Raw genomic sequence first — 18718 nt, 5'->3', positions numbered from 1 at the left:
CAAAGCAGGGTCGGTGATTACACGCCGCCGGCCGTGAGCTTTTCCGGATCCAGCAGGATTTCCAGTTGGCTGCGGGGCAAGTCGGTATGTTCGAGCGCCACATCAATCACCGGACGGCCTTGTTGATAGGCCTTCTTGGCGATTTCGGCGGCCTTTTGGTAACCGATGATCGGGTTGAGTGCGGTCACCAGGATCGGATTGCGCGACAGCGCTTCCTTGAGCTTGGCTTCGTTGACCTTGAAGCTGGCGATGGCCTTGTCGGCCAGCAGTCGGCTGGAGTTGGCCAGCAACTCCAGGCTGCCGAGCAGGTTCTGGGCAATGATCGGCAGCATCACGTTGAGTTCGAAGTTGCCGGACTGGCCGGCGATGGTAATCACCGTGTCGTTGCCGATGACTTGTGCGGCAACCATGGCGGTGGCTTCCGGGATCACCGGGTTGACCTTGCCGGGCATGATCGAAGAGCCCGGCTGCAGGCCTTCCAGCTCGATTTCACCAAGGCCCGCCAATGGGCCGGAGTTCATCCAGCGCAGGTCGTTGGCGATTTTCATCAGGGACACGGCGGTGGTCTTGAGCTGCCCGGAGACCGCGACGGCCGTGTCCTGGGAGCCGATCAGCGCGAACAGGTTCTTGCCTGGGGTGAACTGGACGTGGGTCAGGCTGCTCAGTTGCTGGCTGAAGCGCGCTGCAAACTCCGGATGCGCATTGATCCCGGTGCCGACTGCAGTGCCACCCTGGGCCAGCGCCTGCAAGCTCGGCAGCAGGTCTTGCAGATGGCCGATATTGGCCTTGAGCTGCTGCGCCCAGCCATTGAGCACCTGGCTCATGCGCACCGGCATGGCGTCCATCAGATGCGTCCGACCGGTCTTGACGAAACGGTGCACCTCCTCGGCCTTGTGCTCGATCACCTGGACCAGGTGCAGCAGCGCCGGCAGGGTTTGCTCATGCAGCACCAGCGCCGCACTGACGTGAATGGTGGTCGGGATGATGTCATTGCTGCTCTGGCCGCAGTTGACGTGATCGTTAGGGTTGACCGGCTCGCCCAGCAAGCGGCTGGCGAGGGTCGCAATCACTTCGTTGGCGTTCATGTTGGAGCTGGTGCCGGAACCGGTCTGGAAGATATCCACCGGGAAATGCTGCATGAAATCGCCTTCCAGCAAGCCTTGGGCGGCATCAACGATGGCCTTGCCCTGGGCTTCGCTCAGTTGTTTCAGCTCGACGTTGGCTTTAGCGGCGGCAGCCTTGGCCAGGATCAACGCACGAATGAACTGCGCCGGCATGCGCTGGTGGCTGATGGGAAAGTTGTTCACCGCACGCTGGGTTTGTGCGCCATACAGGGCCTCGGCGGGCACTTGCAGTTCGCCCATGCTGTCGCGTTCGATACGGGTGTTACTCATCGGAAGATCCTTGCACCAGGTCAGAGTGAGAAATCGATGGCAGCAATTCGCAGGTCGCCAATTGCCAGGCAAAGGTCTGCCAGCGCTTGAGGCGGCAGGCACAGTGGGAAAGTTTTTCCAGGTCGCGCAACGGGCGCCAGGCCTGGTCCAGGCACATGGACCGCCAGTGCCAGGGCAAGGCGATGTCGGAGGCGGTGTCCAGCAGCAGGCGGAATGAGGTTTCGCCGATGGTCCACGGGTGGGTCGCAGTGCAACAGGCGAGGTACCGGCCTTCGGCCAGATAATGTTCGATCAGGCGGGGCTCGTCGGGAGCAAGGCCGCAACGAATCTGACGACTCATCCAACGCCAGCTTTCCAGGTAGGGATCCTCATGCAGGACAGAACTCATGATCCACACTCATTCGGTAATGATATTTATTATTAAATGATATTGAGAATCAAAACAAGAGCCTGAGAAAATCACTCGGAATTCCAGGCACAAAAAAAGGCGCGCCACCCAATGGGTGGCGCGCCTTCTTTATGGCGCCTGTCGGCGGGTTAGCTGCCGGCGACGGTCATCTTTTCGATCAACACCGAACCGGTGCGGATGTTGCTGCGCAGTTCCAGGTCATTACCCACCGCGACAATCTGCTTGAACATGTCACGCATGTTGCCCGCGATGGTCACTTCCTGCACGGCGAACTGGATTTCGCCGTTTTCCACCCAGAAACCCGCCGCACCACGGGAGTAATCACCCGTGACCATATTCAGGCCATGGCCCATCAACTCGGTGACCAGCAAGCCACGGCCCATGCGCCGCAACAGCGCCGCCTGGTCTTCATCGCCATGGGTGATGAACAGGTTGTGTACGCCACCGGAGTTGGCGGTGCTTGGCAGGCCGAGTTTGCGACCGGCGTAGGTGCCCAGCACATAGGACACCAGCTCACCGTTCTCGACGAATGGCTTGGCATAGGTGGCCAGGCCATCACCGTCAAACGACGAACTGCCCATGGCGCGCATCAGGTGCGGGCGCTCATCGATGGTCAGCCATTCCGGGAACAGCTTCTGGCCAATCGCACCTTCCAGGAACGACGACTTGCGGTACAGGTTGCCGCCGGAAATCGCCCCAAGGAAACTGCCGAACAAACCACCGGCCAGTTCCGCCGAGAACAACACCGGCACTTCACAGGTCGGCACCGGGCGCGCGCCCAGGCGGCTGGCAGCACGCTGCGCGGCACGCTGGCCGATGAGTACCGGGTCCATCAGCAATTCGCCCTGGCGGTTCACGTCGTACCAGTAATCACGCTGCATCTGGCCGTTGGCTTCGGCGATCATCACGCAACTCAGGCTGTGACGCGTCGAGGCATAACCGCCGATAAAACCGTGGCTGTTGCCGTATACGCGGCAACCCTGATGAGTACTCAAGGTGGTGCCATCGGCGTTCTTGATCCGGCTGTCGGCATCGAATGCCGCCGCTTCACAGGTCAAAGCCTGTTCAATAGCCTGTTCCGGGGTGATGTCCCAGGCATGGAACAGGTCAAAATCCTTCAAGTCCCGAGCCATCAGGGCTGCATCAGCCAGGCCGGAGCTTTCATCTTCGGAGGTGTGCTTGGCAATCGCCAGTGCTGCTGCAACGGTTTCGCGAATCGCTTCCGGGCCGCTGGCAGAAGTGCTGGCCGAGCCCTTGCGCTGGCCCACGTACAAGGTGATGCCAAACCCCTGGTCGCGGTTGAATTCGACGGTTTCCACTTCCCGCTGGCGCACCGAAGTCGACAACCCCTGCTCCAGGGACACCGCCACTTCACAGGCACTGGCCCCCTGGCGCTTGGCCTCGGCAATGATCTGCTCGACTTGTTCCTGCAGTGCCGGTAACGCTTGCGGACCGACGCTTTGGGCTGCACTCATGGTTTTCTCCACTCAAATTCTGCTTTCGGTTAAGGCCTTCTAGCGACCGGGCCGGACAAGCGGCCCCCGACTGGTTATCATGGCGGCGTTTCTTTGCGGACTGCCACCATGGTTGATTCTTACGACGACTCCCTCGATGGGGAGAAAAGCAAATCTCAGGTCAAACGCGAGCTGCATGCTCTGGTTGACCTCGGCGAGCGCCTTACAACACTCAAGCCTGACTTGTGTGCAAAACTGCCATTGACCGACGCCCTGCGCCGGGCTCTGAACGATGCGCCCAAGCACACCGCGAATATCGCGCGTAAACGGCACCTCATGTTCATCGGCAAACTGATGCGCGACCAGGACACTGACGCCATTCTGACGTTGCTCGATCAACTCGATGCCTCCACTCGCCAGTACAACGAGCGCTTCCATAACCTGGAACGCTGGCGTGATCGCCTGATCGCTGGCGATGACGCGGTACTGGAGAAGTTCGTCATCGAGTACCCGGATGCCGATCGCCAACAATTGCGCTCCCTGATCCGTCAGGCCCAGCACGAACTGGCGCAAAGCAAGCCACCGGCCTCCAGCCGAAAAATCTTCAAATACATCCGTGAGCTGGACGATAGTCAACGCGGCCTGCGCTGACCCTCTTCCCCGGGTGGCGGCCTTCGCCACCCGAAGCTCCCGTTCTTACGACCCCGTGCCACCCACGGTGATCGCATCGATTTTCAAGGTTGGCTGGCCGACACCCACCGGCACCGACTGACCATCCTTGCCGCACGTCCCCACACCGCTATCCAGCGACAGGTCGTTACCGACCATCGACACCTTGCTCATGGCTTCCGGGCCGTTGCCAATCAACGTTGCACCCTTGACCGGCGCGGTGATCTTGCCGTCTTCGATCAAATACGCCTCGCTGGTGGAGAACACGAACTTGCCGCTGGTGATGTCCACCTGCCCACCACCGAGGTTGGCGCAGTAGATGCCGCGTTTCACCGAGGCGATGATTTCGGCCGGATCGCTTTCGCCGCCGAGCATGTAGGTGTTGGTCATGCGCGGCATCGGCAGGTGCGCGTAGGACTCGCGACGACCGTTACCGGTGCGGGCCACGCCCATCAGGCGCGCGTTGAGCTTGTCTTGCATGTAGCCCTTGAGCACACCGTTTTCGATCAGCGTGGTGCACTCGGTCGGGGTGCCTTCGTCATCGACGCTCAACGAACCGCGACGCCCGGCCAGGGTACCGTCATCGACGATGGTGCAGAGCTTGGACGCAACCATCTCGCCCATGCGCCCGCTGTAGGCGGAACTGCCCTTGCGGTTGAAATCACCTTCCAGGCCGTGGCCCACCGCTTCATGCAGCAGCACGCCGGACCAGCCAGAGCCCAATACCACCGGCAACGTACCCGCCGGGGCCGGAATTGCTTCCAGATTGACCAGGGCCTGGCGCAACGCTTCACGGGCATACCCCATGGCGCGGTCTTCGGTGAGGAAATAACGGTAGTCGGTACGCCCGCCGCCGCCGTGGCCACCGCGCTCGCGACGGCCATTCTGTTCGACGATCACGCTGACATTGAAGCGCACCAGCGGCCGCACATCCGCCGCCAGGCCGCCATCGGTGGAGGCCACGAGGATGCGTTCCCACACCCCGGCCATGCTTACGGTGACTTGCTGGATACGCGGGTCCAGGGCACGGGTCGCCGCGTCCACACGCTTGAGCAGCTCGACCTTTTCGGCGCGGCTGATCACTTCCAATGGGTTATCCGGGGCATACAGCTGGGCCACGTCCTGGGTGCTGAACGCCTGCACCGTGCCGTTTTGCCCGGCACGGGAGATCGAACGCGCTGCACGAGCCGCCAGCCCCAGGGCTTCCAAGGTGATGGCGTTGCTGTAGGCAAAGCCGGTTTTTTCACCGGACTGCGCACGCACACCCACGCCTTGGTCGAGGTTGAAGCTGCCTTCCTTGACGATCCCGTCTTCCAGGGCCCAGGACTCGGAAATCTGCCCCTGGAAATACAGGTCCGCAGCGTCGATGCCTGGCCCGGCCAGATCGCCGAGGACCGTTTGCAAGCTTTCGATGGTCACGCCACCAGGCGCCAGGAGGTGTTCACTGACTGAGGACAACAACTCGCTCATAGGTTTGGCCTTAAATTCATCGTTCTGAAGCAGGTCGCTGTGCGCCCTGCGAGAAAAAGCGCCGGTGGCCCGCCACCGGCATGCGCGTCCGTATCGACGCCTGTTCGCTGCTATCGCGTTCGGCCAACAACACCGCCTCGCCTTGATCCTGTTGTGCCAGCACCCGCCCCCATGGGTCGATGATCGCTGCATGCCCGAAGGTTTCCCTGGGCCCCGGATGCACGCCACCCTGGGCGGCCGCCAGCAGGTAGCACTGGGTCTCGATGGCACGCGCACGGATCAGCACATCCCAGTGCGCGGCGCCGGTTACCGCTGTAAAGGCCGAGGGCGCGGTGATCAACTCGGCACCCGCAGCGCGCAATTCGCTGTATAGCTCCGGGAAGCGCAAGTCGTAACACACCGTCAGCCCCAGGCGGCCGACCGGCGTATCCGCCACGACCACCTGGCTACCATGAGCATAGTCATCGGATTCACGATAACGACCCCGGGCATCGGCCACATCGACATCGAACAGGTGCAGCTTGTCGTAGCGGGCAACGATTTCGCCCTGATCATCGATCAGCAGCGAGCAGGCATTGGACTTGGCGTTCGGCTGATCCTTTGGGGGCAGCGGCAAAGTGCCGGCCACTATCCATAAGGTGAGGTCGCGGGCGGTCTGTTTCAACCATGGCAGGATCGGACCTTCGCCCAAGGCCTCGGCGCGACCGATATCGGCCACATCGCGACGGCCCATGGCGGCGAAGTTTTCCGGGAGTACCGCAAGCCTTGCACCGCCCGCCGCCGCTTGCTCCAGCAGGCGCCGGGCCTGGGCCAGGTTGGCCAGCACATCGCTTTGGCTGACCATTTGAATTACCGCAAAGGACATGGGCCCACACTCCAGAAAAGGCATGAGGCCATGCTACTCCACAGGTACTCAGTTTGGCTTTTCAAATGGCTTGTCGAAGGTGATTTTCGGGTCCTTCCACGGGCCTTCTACCTTGTACTGCACGCTGGCGAAACGCGAAACACGGTCGCCAATCAGCTTGTCGATCAGGAACAGCGCCCCACCAATGGCCGGCGCGCCGACGATCAATGCAGCAATCGGCAGGTTGTTGGTGACCGGCAGCGTCACCAGCAACTTGGCATCGACGCGGTCTGCCACCAGGTCCAGGGTGCCGTTGATCTCCAGGTTACTCGACGGGCCGGTCATGGTGATCGGCTCACGGGTTACAAACACGCCGTTACTGGCGGCCAGCAAGCCCTTGACCCGGTCATAACTCAAGCCCTTGCCAAGCAAGTCCGAGAAGTCCAGGCGCAGCCGGCGACCGATGGAGTTGAAGTTCAGCAAGCCAAACACCCGCAGGGCCTGCGCACCGCCGTCCACTTCAACAAACTGGCCTTTGCGGAAACTGGCGTCCAGGCTGCCGGAGAAACGCTTGGGACCTACCCAGGCCGGCGAACCCGGCCAGCGGCCGTCCACGTCCACGTGAAAATCTTCGCTGGTCACGCTCGGCGCAAATCCCCAGCCCTTGAGCACGTCGCCAATGTTCTTGCCATCGAGGCGGCCCTTGTACCAACTGCTGCTGGCACCAGGTGCACCTTCCCAACCGCCGGCGCCCTGGAGCACCATGCCCTTGAGTCCCAGGTTCAGGCTGTTGAACGCCATGCCCCTGGTGGTCGGGCGAACTTTCAGAGACCAGGCACCTACCAGGTCCGGGCCCTGGAACAACTGGGCAATCGAGATATCCAGCGCGGGAATATCCTTGGGATCAACATCAGCCAATGGGTCCGGCGCATTTTCATCCGCCTGCACGGTCGGATCCACCGCAGGCAGCTTCACGTACTGCAGGTTGACTGCAATCGGCGCGCCCTTGGCGTCCGGCAACCCCACGGTACCCTTGGCCTGCTGGCTGTCGAACTGCAAGCCCCAGGCAGCGGGTTTGCGGTCCAGCTGCAAGCTGACCTGGTCGAACTGGGTGCCGAAACCGGTCAGCTTGCCGACCTTGAAATCGGCCCCGCTCAACAACTGCTTGGCACTGCCACCCGGGTCGTTGCCGGCGTAGCGGTCCACGAGCTTTTTCCAGGGGTCGATATCCAGCTCCGACAACACGCCGCGGATTCGCAAGCCCTTGCCGGCCGGCAACACCGCATCGCCATCGCCCAGGAACAGCTCACCCCGGCCGTCGGCGAAATTGTCCGCCGGGGCGGCGAAGGTGAAGCTGCCCAACTCGCCATAATCGAACCAGTAACGGCGCTCCTTACCCTGCAAGGTCATGCGGAACACACTGTCGCGGCCCTGGCTCGCCGGCATGCCGAACGGCGCCGGCAGGTCCACGGCCACGCCCTTGAGGTTGGAGCTGACCATCAACTGGCTGTCGGCGCCATCGAGGTTGAGCTGCAATTGGTAGGGGATATCGCCGGACACCGGCAACGGCTGGCTGACCTTCAGCCAGTCAGTCAGCCGCTTGACGGTCACCTGCCCTTTCGCGGTGACGCGGGTGTTGAGGTCGCCTGGCTTGCCATCGGCGAAAATCTGCGCGGTGATCGGTCGGTCGAAGGCCTGGGCGCTGATGTTCTGGCCACTCAGGCCCTTGGCGCTGTCGAAGCGGAAATCACCCTTGAGCTGGCTCAGGTCCAGCGTAGGCTCGGCCAGTTGCAGGCGGGACTTGTCGGTCTTGAAATCCACCACGATCTTGGGATCGGCGCCCTTGGCCAGGGGAATATCCAGGTCCAGCTTGCCTTGCAGGTCGCCCTCGCCTTTCCAGCCGGCGAAGGTCGAGGCGGTGCCGATCGGCGCTTCCTGAAGGATTTTCAGGCCATCGCCCAGGCCACCGGCAAAGTTGCCGGTGAGCAGCAGGTGGCTGTCCTTGCCTTCGGGGGCGTGGGGAATGTTGACGTAGATATCATTGACCTTGGTGTCGAGCAACTGGCCCTTGCTGGCCAGGATGCGCACGCCGCTTTCCTCGACAAACACTTCACCCTTGACCTTGCTCACGTGCGGCCAGCCCGGCTGGAATGCCAGCTCGGCATCATGCACCTTGAAGAACAGGCTGATATTGCGCGAGGCAGGCAGTGCGTCGTGGTTCAGCGAGCCTTGGTACTGGAAGAAGCCCTCGTCCACTGCCCCCTTGAGAATCGCAGTGCGCAGCCACTCATCGAGTGCCGGGCTCAACACCGCCGGCAGGTATTTGGGGGTGAAGCGCCCATCGCCGTCAACCATACCGACCCGCAGGTCCATGTAGTCTTCCTGGCTATGGTCGAAATGCAGGCGAATCAGGAAGTCGGCGGCGACCTTGCCCTCCTCGCCCAGCACCTTGATATACGGCGCGATCAGGGTGAAGCCTTGCTTGTCGAGCTTCCACGTCAGGCGGGCGTTGGCCTGGATGTACTGCCAGGGCTTGGCGAAGATCGGAAACAGGTGCAAGGAGAAATCCTTGCTGTCCATGCGCAGCTCACCCTTGCCCAGGTCACCGCTGATGCTGCCGCTGACATTGCGGGCTGCCGGTGCGCCGAAGTAAGCGTCGAAACCAATACGGTCGAGGTTGGCCGCGAAGCTCACGCGCTGGTCGGTGGTGTCTTGAGGCCGATAATCCAGCAACACGTTCCGCAGCGTGCCAGTGGCCTTCAGATGATCCAGGGTGGTGGCCACGGCTTCCGGCAAGGGTGCCAAGGTGTGCAGCAATGGCGTGATCGGCGTCAGGTCGAGGCGATCGGCCTGCAGGTTCCAGACTTCCTGGGCCTTGTCGGTGGCCAGGGTTTGCTGCAGTTGCAGGCGCGATTCCCAGCGGGTGTCGCCGAGGTTCATTGCGAGCGAGTCAAACAGCACCTTGAGGCCGCTGTCATTGCGTTGCAGGTACGCAGTGAGGGCCAGGTTCTCAATATGAGTCGGCTTGCGATCGGCATAGCTGCCCTTGAGCTGCGGGGCGTTGAGGCGCACGGCGGCGCTTTGCACGGTGCCCTTGGCCCAGGTCAGCCAGAATTCGCCGCCAGCCTTGAGTTCGGAAAGTTTCCATTGCTGGGTCAGTTTTGCCGGGATCCATTTTGCCCAGTCACTCTGGGGCAAGCTCAGGTAAGCCTCGGCTTCGCCGTCTTTCCACTGGCTGGCGCGGATTCGGGTGCGCAGGTTCAACGCCAGGGGCTGGCCGTCGGGCAGGGTCAGGCGCGCGTCCAGGCGCTGGCGGTTGGCGCCGGTCTGCAGGCTCACGCCGACGTAGGTCAAGGTCAGCGGTGCCTGGTCGAACGGCTGCAGCGTCACCTGGCTGTCGAGCAATGAAACCTGCCCGACCATTTGCATGCGCGTCAGCAGTTGTTCGGGATCCAGCGGCTGGTCATCCTGCACCGGCAGGCCTTGCAGCGCCCAGTGGCCGTCCTGGTCTTCCTTCACGCTGACTTGCAGGCCGCTGACTTCCAGGTGGGCAATGCGCACTTCACGCGCCAGCAGGCTGGCCCAGATATCCGGCACCACTTGCACCTGGTCCAGGCGCAGGGCGCTGCTGCCCTCGCCGATCATCACGTCGTGAGCCAACAATACCGGCGCGAAGCCACTCCAGCGCCCTTCCAGGCTGCCGATGTTCACGGGCATATCCAGCGCAGTACGCGCCTTGGCCTCGATTTCGCCACGGTATTCCGCCACCAACGGCGTCAATTCACGGCCCAGGCTCACGTACACCGCCGCCAATACCAGCAGCAAGGCGCACAGGCCGAGGCCCCAGCGGGTCAATGCGGCAAAAAAGCGTATCAGACGCTCCATGTCAGGCGACCCTCAAAGGCAATAGTCGGACGGCAGATCAAGGCCTGCCCGTCTCGTTGATAAGAACTAACGCGAATCAGAGCAGCACCACGTCATATTGTTCCTGGGAATACATGGTTTCGACCTGGAAGCGAATGGTGCGCCCGATAAAACCCTCCAGCTCGGCTACGTTGCCGGATTCTTCATCCAGCAAACGGTCGACCACCTTCTGGTTAGCCAGGACTCTATAGCCCTCGGCCTGGTAGGCGCGTGCCTCCCGTAAGATTTCCCGGAAAATCTCGTAGCAAACCGTTTCCGGGGTCTTCAACTTACCGCGCCCCTGGCAACTGCTGCACGGCTCGCACAGCACTTGTTCCAGGCTTTCGCGGGTGCGCTTGCGGGTCATCTGCACCAGGCCCAGCTCAGTGATGCCGATGATGTTGGTCTTGGCGTGATCGCGCTCCAGTTGCTTCTCCAGGGTACGCAGCACCTGGCGCTGGTGCTCTTCGTCTTCCATGTCGATGAAGTCGATGATGATGATCCCGCCCAGGTTGCGCAGGCGCAGCTGGCGGGCGATCGCGGTGGCCGCTTCGAGGTTGGTCTTGAAGATGGTTTCTTCGAGATTGCGATGGCCCACAAAGGCACCGGTATTCACGTCGATAGTGCTCATGGCCTCCGCCGGGTCCACCACCAGGTAACCGCCGGACTTGAGCGGCACTTTGCGCTCAAGGGCTTTCTGGATTTCGTCTTCGACGCCATACAGGTCGAAAATCGGCCGCTCGCCCGGGTAATGCTCCAGGCGATCGGCGATTTCCGGCATCAGCTCGGCAACAAATTGCGTAGTGCGCTGGAAGGTTTCCCGCGAGTCGATGCGAATTTTCTCGATCTTCGGGCTGACCAGGTCGCGCAAGGTGCGCAGGGCCAGGCCGAGATCTTCGTAGATCACGCTGGGGGCGCCGATCGTCTTGATCTGCGCGCCGATCTGGTCCCACAGGCGGCGCAGGTAGCGGATGTCCATGAGGATTTCATCAGCACCGGCACCTTCTGCGGCAGTACGCAGGATAAAGCCGCCGGCCTCCTTGATGCCTTCCAGCGCCACGCAGTCACTGACCACCTTTTTCAGGCGCTCGCGCTCGGCTTCATCTTCGATTTTCAGGGAAATACCGACGTGGGCCGTGCGCGGCATGTACACCAGGTAGCGCGAAGGAATCGACAGTTGCGTGGTCAGCCGTGCGCCCTTTGAGCCAATCGGATCCTTGGTGACTTGCACCACCAGGCTCTGCCCTTCGTGCACCAGGGCGCTGATGCTTTCAACCGCAGGGCCTTCTCGCAGGGAGATTTCCGAAGCATGGATAAACGCAGCGCGGTCCAGGCCGATGTCGACGAACGCCGCTTGCATCCCCGGCAACACACGCACGACCTTGCCTTTATAAATATTCCCGACGATCCCGCGCTTTTGGGTGCGCTCGACGTGCACTTCTTGCAGAACACCGTTCTCTACCACCGCCACGCGCGATTCCATCGGCGTGATATTGATCAGAATCTCTTCACTCATGGCTGGGTCTCGTTCAGGCGTTTTCACAATAGTGACCGATCGCTTAAGGCTTGGCGCTGGAATACGGCGTTTAGCGCACGGTAAGGTTTTGCCAACAGGGTATGCCGAATTGGCCCAGCAGTTCTGCGGTTTCGCAGACCGGCAGGCCAACGACGGCAGAGTAGCTGCCATTGAGTCCGGCGACGAACACCGCCGCCAAGCCTTGGATAGCATAGCCGCCCGCTTTGTCCTGGGGCTCGCCGCTGTGCCAATAAGTGGTGGCTTCGTCCGCTGAAATCCTGCGAAAGCGCACACGACTGCTGACCAGCTGCGTTTCGCAACGCTGGCCGTCAATCAGGGCAATGGCCGTCAACACTTCGTGTTCACGCTCGGAAAGGGCCAGCAACATGGCCAGGGCATCGGCTTGATCCACGGGTTTACCGAGGATCCGGCCGTCGAGGATCACGGCTGTGTCCGCGCCCAGCACACAGGCGCCGGTGGCATCGGCCAAGGTCGCTCGACCGGCCGCAGCCTTGCCGCGCGCCAGGCGTTCTACGTAGGACGCGGGCGATTCATTTGTAAGGGGAGTTTCATCAATGGCGGCGCTGACGACGGTGAACGGCACGCCGATCTGTGTCAGCAGCTCACGCCGCCTCGGGGAGCCCGAGGCCAGATAAAGCGAATTCATGCAGACTCTCCCTGTAGGGTTCGATAACCAGGCAGAGCCTCGCGATCCATTCAATTGATTTTATAGCGACGACGCAATCCACGCAGGCCAAAACTGACCCAGGGCCACAACAGCGCGCTGACCAGCGCGGGCAACACCAGCGCCAGGGTCGGTTGGCGGTTGCCGGTCAAGGCGCTGAGCCACAGCTGTACCAACTGCGCCAGGCCGAAGATCACCAGGATCACCAGGCACTGTTGCCACATCGGGAACATCCGCAGGCGCTGCTGCAATGACAGCACCAGGAAGGTAATCAGGGTCAGGATCAACGCGTTCTGCCCGAGCAGGGTGCCGTAGAGCACATCCTCCATCAGCCCCAGGCACATGGCCGTGACCATCCCGACCTTGTGCGGCAGCGCCAGGGCCCAGAACGCCAGCAGCAAGGCGAGCCACAGCGGGCGCAGGATCTCCATGAATTGCGGCAGCGGCGAAACGCTGAGCAGCAAGCCGATGGCAAAGGTCAGCCAGACGATCCAGCCGTTACGCGAATGAGTACCGGCCATTATTCTTCCCTCTGCCGAGTGGTTGCCGGGGCCGCGGCCGGTGGTTTGGCGGCGGCGGGCGGTTTGGCAGCGGCAGGTGTTGCAGCCGCAGGCTTGGCCGGACGCGCGCTATGGGCCACAGGCTTGACCGGTGTCGCAACCGGCGCGGCTGGCGTTGCCGGAGCGGCTGCCGGGGCAGCAGGTGCCGCCGGTTTTGGCACGGTGGCCGGAATGATCGGCGCGGTGCCGTTTTGCTTGTCTTCCGCTTCCTGGGCCTGGGCGGCTTCGTTGGCACGCTCTTCCGGGGTGCGGTTGTCACTGAACACCAGCAACAGGTAACGGCTGCGGTTCAATGCGGCGGTCGGCACGGCACGCACAATGGCGAACGGCTGGCCGGAATCGTGGATCACTTCCTTGACCGTCGCGACCGGGTAGCCTGCCGGGAACCGCTGACCCAGGCCGGAGCTGACCAGCAGGTCGCCTTCCTTGATGTCGGCGGTGTCTGCGACGTGACGCAACTCCAGGCGTTCCGGGTTACCGGTACCGCTGGCAATCGCCCGCAGGCCGTTGCGGTTGACTTGCACCGGGATGCTGTGGGTGGTGTCGGTCAGCAACAGCACGCGGGAGGTATAAGGCATCAACTCCACCACCTGGCCCATCAAGCCACGGGCATCGAGCACCGGTTGGCCAAGGACTACGCCGTCGCGCTCACCCTTGTTGATGATGATGCGATGGGTGAAGGGGTTCGGATCCATACCGATCAACTCGGCCACTTCGACCTTCTCATTGACCAGCGCAGAGGAATTGAGCAACTCGCGCAGCCGAACGTTCTGCTCGGTGAGGGCCGCGAGCTTTTGCATGCGCCCCTGCAGCAGCAGGTTTTCGGTCTTGAGTTTTTCGTTCTCCGCCACCAGTTCGGTGCGGCTGCCAAATTGACTGGCGACACCCTGATAGAGACGCTGCGGCAGGTCAGTGATCCAGTACGTCTGCATCAGGACCAGCGACATCTGGCTACGCACTGGCTTGAGCAGTGTGAAGCGAGCATCGACCACCATCAGCGCAACCGATAGCACGACCAGCACCAACAGGCGCACGCCCAATGAGGGGCCTTTGGAAAAAAGCGGTTTAATAAGCCGCTCCTCCCAGGCAAATGTTTTCTTTATTCATACGGCATCAAACCGGCCTGGATGCAGATTGAAGAAGATAAACGCCAACAGGCAGCACTGCAAAGTGCTGCCTGTGAGCGAAACATGGGCAAACCAGCAAATTCTTATTCGCTGGAGAGCAGGTCCATGGTGTGTTTATCCATCATTTCCAGTGCACGGCCACCGCCGCGGGCGACGCAGGTCAACGGGTCTTCAGCGACGATCACTGGCAAACCGGTTTCCTGGGCCAGCAACTTGTCGAGGTCGCGCAGCAAGGCGCCACCACCGGTCAGTACCAGGCCACGCTCGGCGATATCGGAAGCCAGTTCCGGAGGCGATTGCTCCAGGGCGCTCTTCACCGCCTGAACGATGGTGGCCAGGGACTCTTGCAGAGCTTCCAGCACTTCATTGGAGTTCAGGGTGAAGGCACGTGGAACGCCTTCGGCCAGGTTGCGACCGCGAACATCGACTTCGCGAACTTCGCCGCCCGGGTAAGCGGTACCGATTTCCTGCTTGATGCGCTCGGCGGTGGATTCGCCGATCAGGCTGCCGTAGTTGCGACGCACGTAGGTGATGATCGCTTCGTCGAAGCGGTCGCCGCCAACCCGTACGGATTCGGCATACACCACACCATTGAGGGAGATCAGGGCGATTTCAGTGGTACCACCACCGATATCCACCACCATCGAACCGCGCGCTTCTTCAACCGGCAGGCCGGCACCGATCGCAGCGGCCATTGGCTCTTCAATCAGGAACACTTCACGGGCACCGGCGCCAAGGGCCGACTCACGGATGGCACGACGTTCCACCTGGGTGGATTTGCACGGAACGCAGATCAGCACACGAGGGCTGGGCTGCAGGAAACTGTTTTCGTGAACCTTGTTGATGAAGTACTGCAGCATCTTTTCGCAGACACTGAAGTCAGCAATCACGCCATCCTTCATCGGACGAATGGCAGCAATGTTGCCCGGTGTTCGGCCCAACATGCGCTTGGCCTCGGTGCCAACGGCAACGACACTTTTCTGATTACCATGGGTCCGAATGGCCACAACCGATGGCTCATTCAGGACGATACCGCGCTCGCGCACGTAAATAAGGGTGTTGGCAGTGCCCAGGTCGATGGAAAGATCGCTGGAAAACATGCCACGCAGTTTCTTGAACATGGGAAAGGGACCCTAGGCAACGCGTGGGTAAAAAAGTGCGGCAAACTCTAACAACGACAGGGATTTTGGGCAAGGCGCCAATGTGCTAAATTGGCCGACTTTCTGTGCACCAACCCCCACAATCGCGGCCATATGACCGTAGAAATGCGGTAGTGTTCCTACAATCTAACACACGGATAGCTTCCGTTCTGTTTTCCACTGGAGAATCCCATGGCGCTTGAACGCTCCGACGTGGAAAAAATCGCTCATTTGGCCTGCCTGGGCCTCAATGAAGCCGATCTTCCACAGACCACCGCAGCCCTGAACAGCATTCTCGGGCTGGTCGACCAAATGCAAGCCGTGAATACCGACGGCATCGAGCCCCTGGCTCACCCGCTGGAAGCCAGCCAGCGCCTGCGCGCCGACGTCGTGACCGAGCGCAATAATCGCGAGGCTTACCAGTCCATCGCGCCAGCGGTCGAAAACGGCCTGTACCTGGTTCCGAAAGTCATCGACTAAAGGGAAAGAGCCTGCAATGCATCAATTGACTCTGGCCGAGATCGCCCGCGGTCTCGCCGACAAAAAGTTTTCTTCCGAAGAGCTGACCACGACCCTGCTGGCGCGTATCGCCGAGCTGGACCCTAAGGTCAACAGCTTCATCAGCATCACCGAAGAGCTGGCCCTGAGCCAGGCCAAGGCCGCCGACACACGTCGCGCCAACGGTGAGAACGGCGCCCTGTTGGGTGCGCCGATTGCCCACAAGGACCTGTTCTGCACCCAGGGCATTCGCACCAGCTGCGGCTCGAAGATGCTCGACAATTTCAAGGCGCCCTACGACGCCACTGTGGTCGCCAAGCTGGCCGCTGCCGGGGCCGTGACCCTGGGCAAGACCAACATGGACGAATTCGCCATGGGCTCGGCCAACGAGTCGAGCCACTACGGCGCGGTGAAAAACCCGTGGAACCTCGAGCACGTGCCCGGTGGTTCGTCCGGTGGTTCGGCGGCCGCGGTTGCCGCTCGTCTGTTACCTGCCGCCACGGCTACCGACACTGGCGGCTCGATCCGCCAACCGGCCGCTTTCACCAACCTCACCGGTCTGAAACCGACCTACGGTCGCGTTTCCCGCTGGGGCATGATTGCCTATGCCTCCAGTCTCGACCAGGGCGGCCCCCTGGCACGCACCGCTGAAGACTGCGCAATTTTGTTACAAGGCATGGCAGGCTTCGATCCGCAGGACTCCACCAGCATTGATGAACCCGTGCCGGACTACAGCGCCAGCCTGAATACCTCGATCAAAGGCCTGCGCATCGGCGTGCCGAAAGAGTATTTCAGCGCCGGCCTCGACCCGCGCATCGCCGAACTGGTGCACAACAGCGTCAAGGAGCTGGAAAAGCTCGGCGCCGTGATCAAGGAAATCAGCCTGCCGAACAACCAGCACGCGATTCCGGCCTACTACGTGATCGCCCCGGCAGAAGCGTCCTCCAACCTGTCGCGGTTCGACGGCGTGCGCTTCGGCTACCGCTGCGAAAACCCGAAAGACCTCACCGACCTGTACAAGCGCTCCCGTGGCGAAGGTTTCGGCGCGGAAGTACAACGCCGGATCATGGTCGGTGCCTACGCCCTGTCGGCCGGCTACTACGACGCGTACTACCTCAAGGCGCAAAAGATCCGTCGCCTGATCAAGAACGACTTCATGGCTGCCTTTAATGAAGTCGACGTGATCCTCGGCCCAACCACGCCGAACCCGGCCTGGAAGATCGGCGCCAAGACCGGCGACCCGATCGCCGAGTACCTGGAAGACCTGTACACCATCACCGCCAACCTCGCCGGTCTGCCGGGCTTGTCCATGCCTGCAGGTTTCGTCGATGGCTTGCCGGTGGGCGTGCAACTGCTCGCCCCGTATTTCCAGGAAGGCCGCCTGCTCAATGTGGCGCACCAGTACCAGTTGAACACTGACTGGCACACTCGCACCCCTACCGGCTTCTGAGGAGAACACTATGCAATGGGAAGTCGTGATCGGGCTGGAGATTCATACCCAGCTCGCCACCCAATCGAAGATTTTCTCCGGTAGCGCCACCACGTTCGGCGCAGAACCCAACACCCAGGCCAGCCTGGTAGACCTGGGCATGCCCGGCGTGCTGCCGGTGCTGAACCAGGAAGCGGTGCGCATGGCGGTGATGTTCGGCCTCGCCATCGATGCCGAGATCGGCCAGCACAACGTGTTCGCCCGCAAGAACTACTTCTACCCGGACCTGCCCAAGGGCTACCAGATCAGCCAGATGGAATTGCCGATCGTCGGCAAGGGCTACCTGGACATCCCGCTGGAAGACGGCACCATCAAACGTGTCGGCGTGACCCGTGCGCACCTGGAAGAAGATGCCGGCAAGAGCCTGCATGAAGAATTCAACGGCGCCACCGGCATCGACCTGAACCGCGCCGGCACCCCGCTGCTGGAGATCGTTTCCGAGCCGGACATGCGCAGCGCCAAGGAAGCCGTGGCCTACGTCAAGACGATCCACGCGCTGGTGCGTTACCTCGGGATCTGCGACGGCAACATGGCCGAAGGCTCCCTGCGTTGCGACTGCAACGTGTCGGTGCGGCCAAAGGGCCAGGCCGAGTACGGCACCCGCTGCGAGATCAAGAACGTCAACTCGTTCCGTTTCATCGAGAAGGCGATCAACACCGAAGTACGTCGCCAGATCGAGCTGATCGAAGACGGCGGCAAGGTGATCCAGCAGACCCGCCTGTACGACCCGAACAAAGACGAAACCCGCGCCATGCGCAGCAAGGAGGAAGCCAACGACTACCGTTACTTCCCCGATCCGGACCTGTTGCCGGTGGTCATCGAGGACTCGTTCCTGGCTGACGTGCGCGCCACGCTGCCGGAACTGCCACCGCAGAAACGCGAGCGTTTCCAGGCGCAGTTCGGGCTTTCGGTGTATGACGCAAGCGTGCTGGCGTCGAGCCGCGAGCAAGCCAACTACTTCGAAAAAGTCGTGAGCATTGCCGGCGACGCCAAACTGGCGGCCAACTGGGTGATGGTTGAGCTGGGCAGCCTGTTGAACAAACAGGGCCTGGAAATCGACGAAGCACCGGTGTCGGCAGAACAGTTGGGCGGCATGTTGCTGCGGATCAAGGACAACACCATCTCCGGCAAAATCGCCAAGACCGTGTTTGAAGCCATGGCCGCCGGCGAAGGCAACGCTGACGAGATCATCGAAAAGCGCGGCCTGAAGCAAGTCACCGACAGCGGCGCGATTTCGGCCGTGCTCGACGAGATGCTGGCAGCCAATGCCGAGCAGGTTGAACAATACCGTGCGGCGGATGAAGCCAAGCGGGGCAAGATGTTCGGCTTCTTTGTCGGCCAGGCGATGAAAGCCTCCAAAGGCAAGGCCAACCCGCAACAGGTCAACGAACTGCTGAAAAGCAAACTCGAAGGCTAAACGCGGTGAAATGGTCGGAGCAGGACCTCACGTCCAACTCTGACCCCTTGTGGGAGCGGGCTTGTGTGGGAGCGGGCTTGCTCGCGAAAGCGGTGGATCAGTCAGCCTATTCGTTGCCTGACACACTGCATTCGCGAGCAAGCC

15 protein-coding genes are annotated in these 18718 nt (G+C 61.5%); 4 read left to right on the top strand and 11 right to left on the bottom strand.

Annotated elements, in window-relative coordinates; genetic code table 11:
- Nucleotides 1–17: 17 nt before the first annotated feature.
- The 3 genes from AC3WKX_RS13520 to pmbA all read right to left on the bottom strand — a co-directional run bounded on the left by AC3WKX_RS13520 (nucleotide 18) and on the right by pmbA (nucleotide 3278).
- Nucleotides 18–1394, bottom strand: coding sequence for a class II fumarate hydratase (locus tag AC3WKX_RS13520; RefSeq protein ID WP_008434316.1), 1377 nt, complete (start codon nucleotides 1392–1394; stop codon nucleotides 18–20).
- Nucleotides 1387–1782, bottom strand: coding sequence for a hypothetical protein (locus tag AC3WKX_RS13515; RefSeq protein ID WP_008434319.1), 396 nt, complete (start codon nucleotides 1780–1782; stop codon nucleotides 1387–1389). The genes AC3WKX_RS13520 and AC3WKX_RS13515 overlap by 8 nt, the downstream gene beginning before the upstream one ends.
- Nucleotides 1783–1931: 149 nt before the next feature.
- Nucleotides 1932–3278, bottom strand: a complete 1347-nt coding sequence (gene pmbA / locus AC3WKX_RS13510) for a metalloprotease PmbA (protein WP_003216094.1) — start codon at nucleotides 3276–3278, stop codon at nucleotides 1932–1934.
- A 108-nt stretch (nucleotides 3279–3386) separates the two neighbouring features.
- On the opposite strand from pmbA, the gene yjgA reads away from it, so the two are divergent.
- Entirely contained in the window at nucleotides 3387–3908 is a 522-nt protein-coding gene (gene yjgA, locus AC3WKX_RS13505) for a ribosome biogenesis factor YjgA (RefSeq protein WP_003216092.1), read from the top strand.
- A gap of 45 nt (nucleotides 3909–3953) precedes the next feature.
- On the opposite strand, the gene tldD is transcribed toward yjgA, so the two are convergent.
- The 8 genes from tldD to mreB form a co-directional block, all read right to left on the bottom strand.
- Complete coding sequence (gene tldD, locus AC3WKX_RS13500) at nucleotides 3954–5396, bottom strand: metalloprotease TldD (RefSeq protein WP_010170608.1); 1443 nt, start codon at nucleotides 5394–5396, stop codon at nucleotides 3954–3956.
- 16 nt (nucleotides 5397–5412) lie between these two features.
- On the bottom strand, nucleotides 5413–6261 hold the full coding sequence (locus AC3WKX_RS13495) for a carbon-nitrogen hydrolase family protein (protein WP_008437218.1): 849 nt from the start codon (nucleotides 6259–6261) through the stop codon (nucleotides 5413–5415).
- A gap of 48 nt (nucleotides 6262–6309) precedes the next feature.
- Nucleotides 6310–10125: a YhdP family protein gene (locus AC3WKX_RS13490; RefSeq protein ID WP_102606314.1), complete on the bottom strand. Its 3816-nt coding sequence runs from the start codon at nucleotides 10123–10125 to the stop codon at nucleotides 6310–6312.
- A 76-nt stretch (nucleotides 10126–10201) separates the two neighbouring features.
- Entirely contained in the window at nucleotides 10202–11659 is a 1458-nt protein-coding gene (gene rng, locus AC3WKX_RS13485; protein WP_003216085.1) for a ribonuclease G, read from the bottom strand.
- 70 nt (nucleotides 11660–11729) lie between these two features.
- Nucleotides 11730–12326 carry a Maf family protein gene (locus AC3WKX_RS13480; RefSeq protein WP_003216083.1) on the bottom strand — a complete coding sequence of 199 codons (597 nt, stop codon included), beginning with the start codon at nucleotides 12324–12326 and terminating at the stop codon, nucleotides 11730–11732.
- Between the two features lie 50 nt (nucleotides 12327–12376).
- Nucleotides 12377–12865 carry a rod shape-determining protein MreD gene (gene mreD, locus AC3WKX_RS13475; protein ID WP_003216081.1) on the bottom strand — a complete coding sequence of 163 codons (489 nt, stop codon included), beginning with the start codon at nucleotides 12863–12865 and terminating at the stop codon, nucleotides 12377–12379.
- A complete protein-coding gene (mreC, locus tag AC3WKX_RS13470; RefSeq protein ID WP_080673268.1) occupies nucleotides 12865–13974 on the bottom strand; it encodes a rod shape-determining protein MreC in 1110 nt (369 codons plus the stop codon). The genes mreD and mreC overlap by 1 nt, the downstream gene beginning before the upstream one ends.
- Before the next feature lie 140 nt (nucleotides 13975–14114).
- On the bottom strand, nucleotides 14115–15152 hold the full coding sequence (gene mreB, locus AC3WKX_RS13465; protein ID WP_002555108.1) for a rod shape-determining protein MreB: 1038 nt from the start codon (nucleotides 15150–15152) through the stop codon (nucleotides 14115–14117).
- A 210-nt stretch (nucleotides 15153–15362) separates the two neighbouring features.
- Here mreB and gatC point away from each other — a divergent pair, with 210 nt between their 5' ends.
- The 3 genes from gatC to gatB are packed head-to-tail and all read left to right on the top strand — an operon-like array spanning nucleotide 15363 to nucleotide 18574.
- Complete coding sequence (gene gatC, locus AC3WKX_RS13460; protein WP_003216077.1) at nucleotides 15363–15650, top strand: Asp-tRNA(Asn)/Glu-tRNA(Gln) amidotransferase subunit GatC; 288 nt, start codon at nucleotides 15363–15365, stop codon at nucleotides 15648–15650.
- 16 nt (nucleotides 15651–15666) lie between these two features.
- Nucleotides 15667–17118, top strand: coding sequence for an Asp-tRNA(Asn)/Glu-tRNA(Gln) amidotransferase subunit GatA (gatA, locus tag AC3WKX_RS13455; protein ID WP_008437245.1), 1452 nt, complete (start codon nucleotides 15667–15669; stop codon nucleotides 17116–17118).
- 10 nt (nucleotides 17119–17128) lie between these two features.
- Nucleotides 17129–18574: an Asp-tRNA(Asn)/Glu-tRNA(Gln) amidotransferase subunit GatB gene (gatB, locus tag AC3WKX_RS13450; protein ID WP_003216073.1), complete on the top strand. Its 1446-nt coding sequence runs from the start codon at nucleotides 17129–17131 to the stop codon at nucleotides 18572–18574.
- Nucleotides 18575–18718: the final 144 nt, after the last annotated feature.

Source organism: Pseudomonas sp. GP01-A4, from assembly GCF_058780865.1.
This window is presented reverse-complemented; position numbering and strand designations above follow the sequence as displayed.

What these genes read in the sequence shown, in the direction of transcription:
- AC3WKX_RS13490 (WP_102606314.1), bottom strand. Translation starts at nt 10,125, where the DNA reads ATGGAGCGTCTGATACGCTTTTTTGCCGCATTGACCCGCTGGGGCCTC.
- rng (WP_003216085.1), bottom strand. Translation starts at nt 11,659, where the DNA reads ATGAGTGAAGAGATTCTGATCAATATCACGCCGATGGAATCGCGCGTG.
- gatB (WP_003216073.1), top strand. Translation starts at nt 17,129, where the DNA reads ATGCAATGGGAAGTCGTGATCGGGCTGGAGATTCATACCCAGCTCGCC.
- yjgA (WP_003216092.1), top strand. Translation starts at nt 3,387, where the DNA reads ATGGTTGATTCTTACGACGACTCCCTCGATGGGGAGAAAAGCAAATCT.
- AC3WKX_RS13480 (WP_003216083.1), bottom strand. Translation starts at nt 12,326, where the DNA reads ATGAATTCGCTTTATCTGGCCTCGGGCTCCCCGAGGCGGCGTGAGCTG.
- AC3WKX_RS13515 (WP_008434319.1), bottom strand. Translation starts at nt 1,782, where the DNA reads ATGAGTTCTGTCCTGCATGAGGATCCCTACCTGGAAAGCTGGCGTTGG.
- gatC (WP_003216077.1), top strand. Translation starts at nt 15,363, where the DNA reads ATGGCGCTTGAACGCTCCGACGTGGAAAAAATCGCTCATTTGGCCTGC.
- AC3WKX_RS13520 (WP_008434316.1), bottom strand. Translation starts at nt 1,394, where the DNA reads ATGAGTAACACCCGTATCGAACGCGACAGCATGGGCGAACTGCAAGTG.
- mreD (WP_003216081.1), bottom strand. Translation starts at nt 12,865, where the DNA reads ATGGCCGGTACTCATTCGCGTAACGGCTGGATCGTCTGGCTGACCTTT.
- mreB (WP_002555108.1), bottom strand. Translation starts at nt 15,152, where the DNA reads ATGTTCAAGAAACTGCGTGGCATGTTTTCCAGCGATCTTTCCATCGAC.
- AC3WKX_RS13495 (WP_008437218.1), bottom strand. Translation starts at nt 6,261, where the DNA reads ATGTCCTTTGCGGTAATTCAAATGGTCAGCCAAAGCGATGTGCTGGCC.
- gatA (WP_008437245.1), top strand. Translation starts at nt 15,667, where the DNA reads ATGCATCAATTGACTCTGGCCGAGATCGCCCGCGGTCTCGCCGACAAA.
- tldD (WP_010170608.1), bottom strand. Translation starts at nt 5,396, where the DNA reads ATGAGCGAGTTGTTGTCCTCAGTCAGTGAACACCTCCTGGCGCCTGGT.
- pmbA (WP_003216094.1), bottom strand. Translation starts at nt 3,278, where the DNA reads ATGAGTGCAGCCCAAAGCGTCGGTCCGCAAGCGTTACCGGCACTGCAG.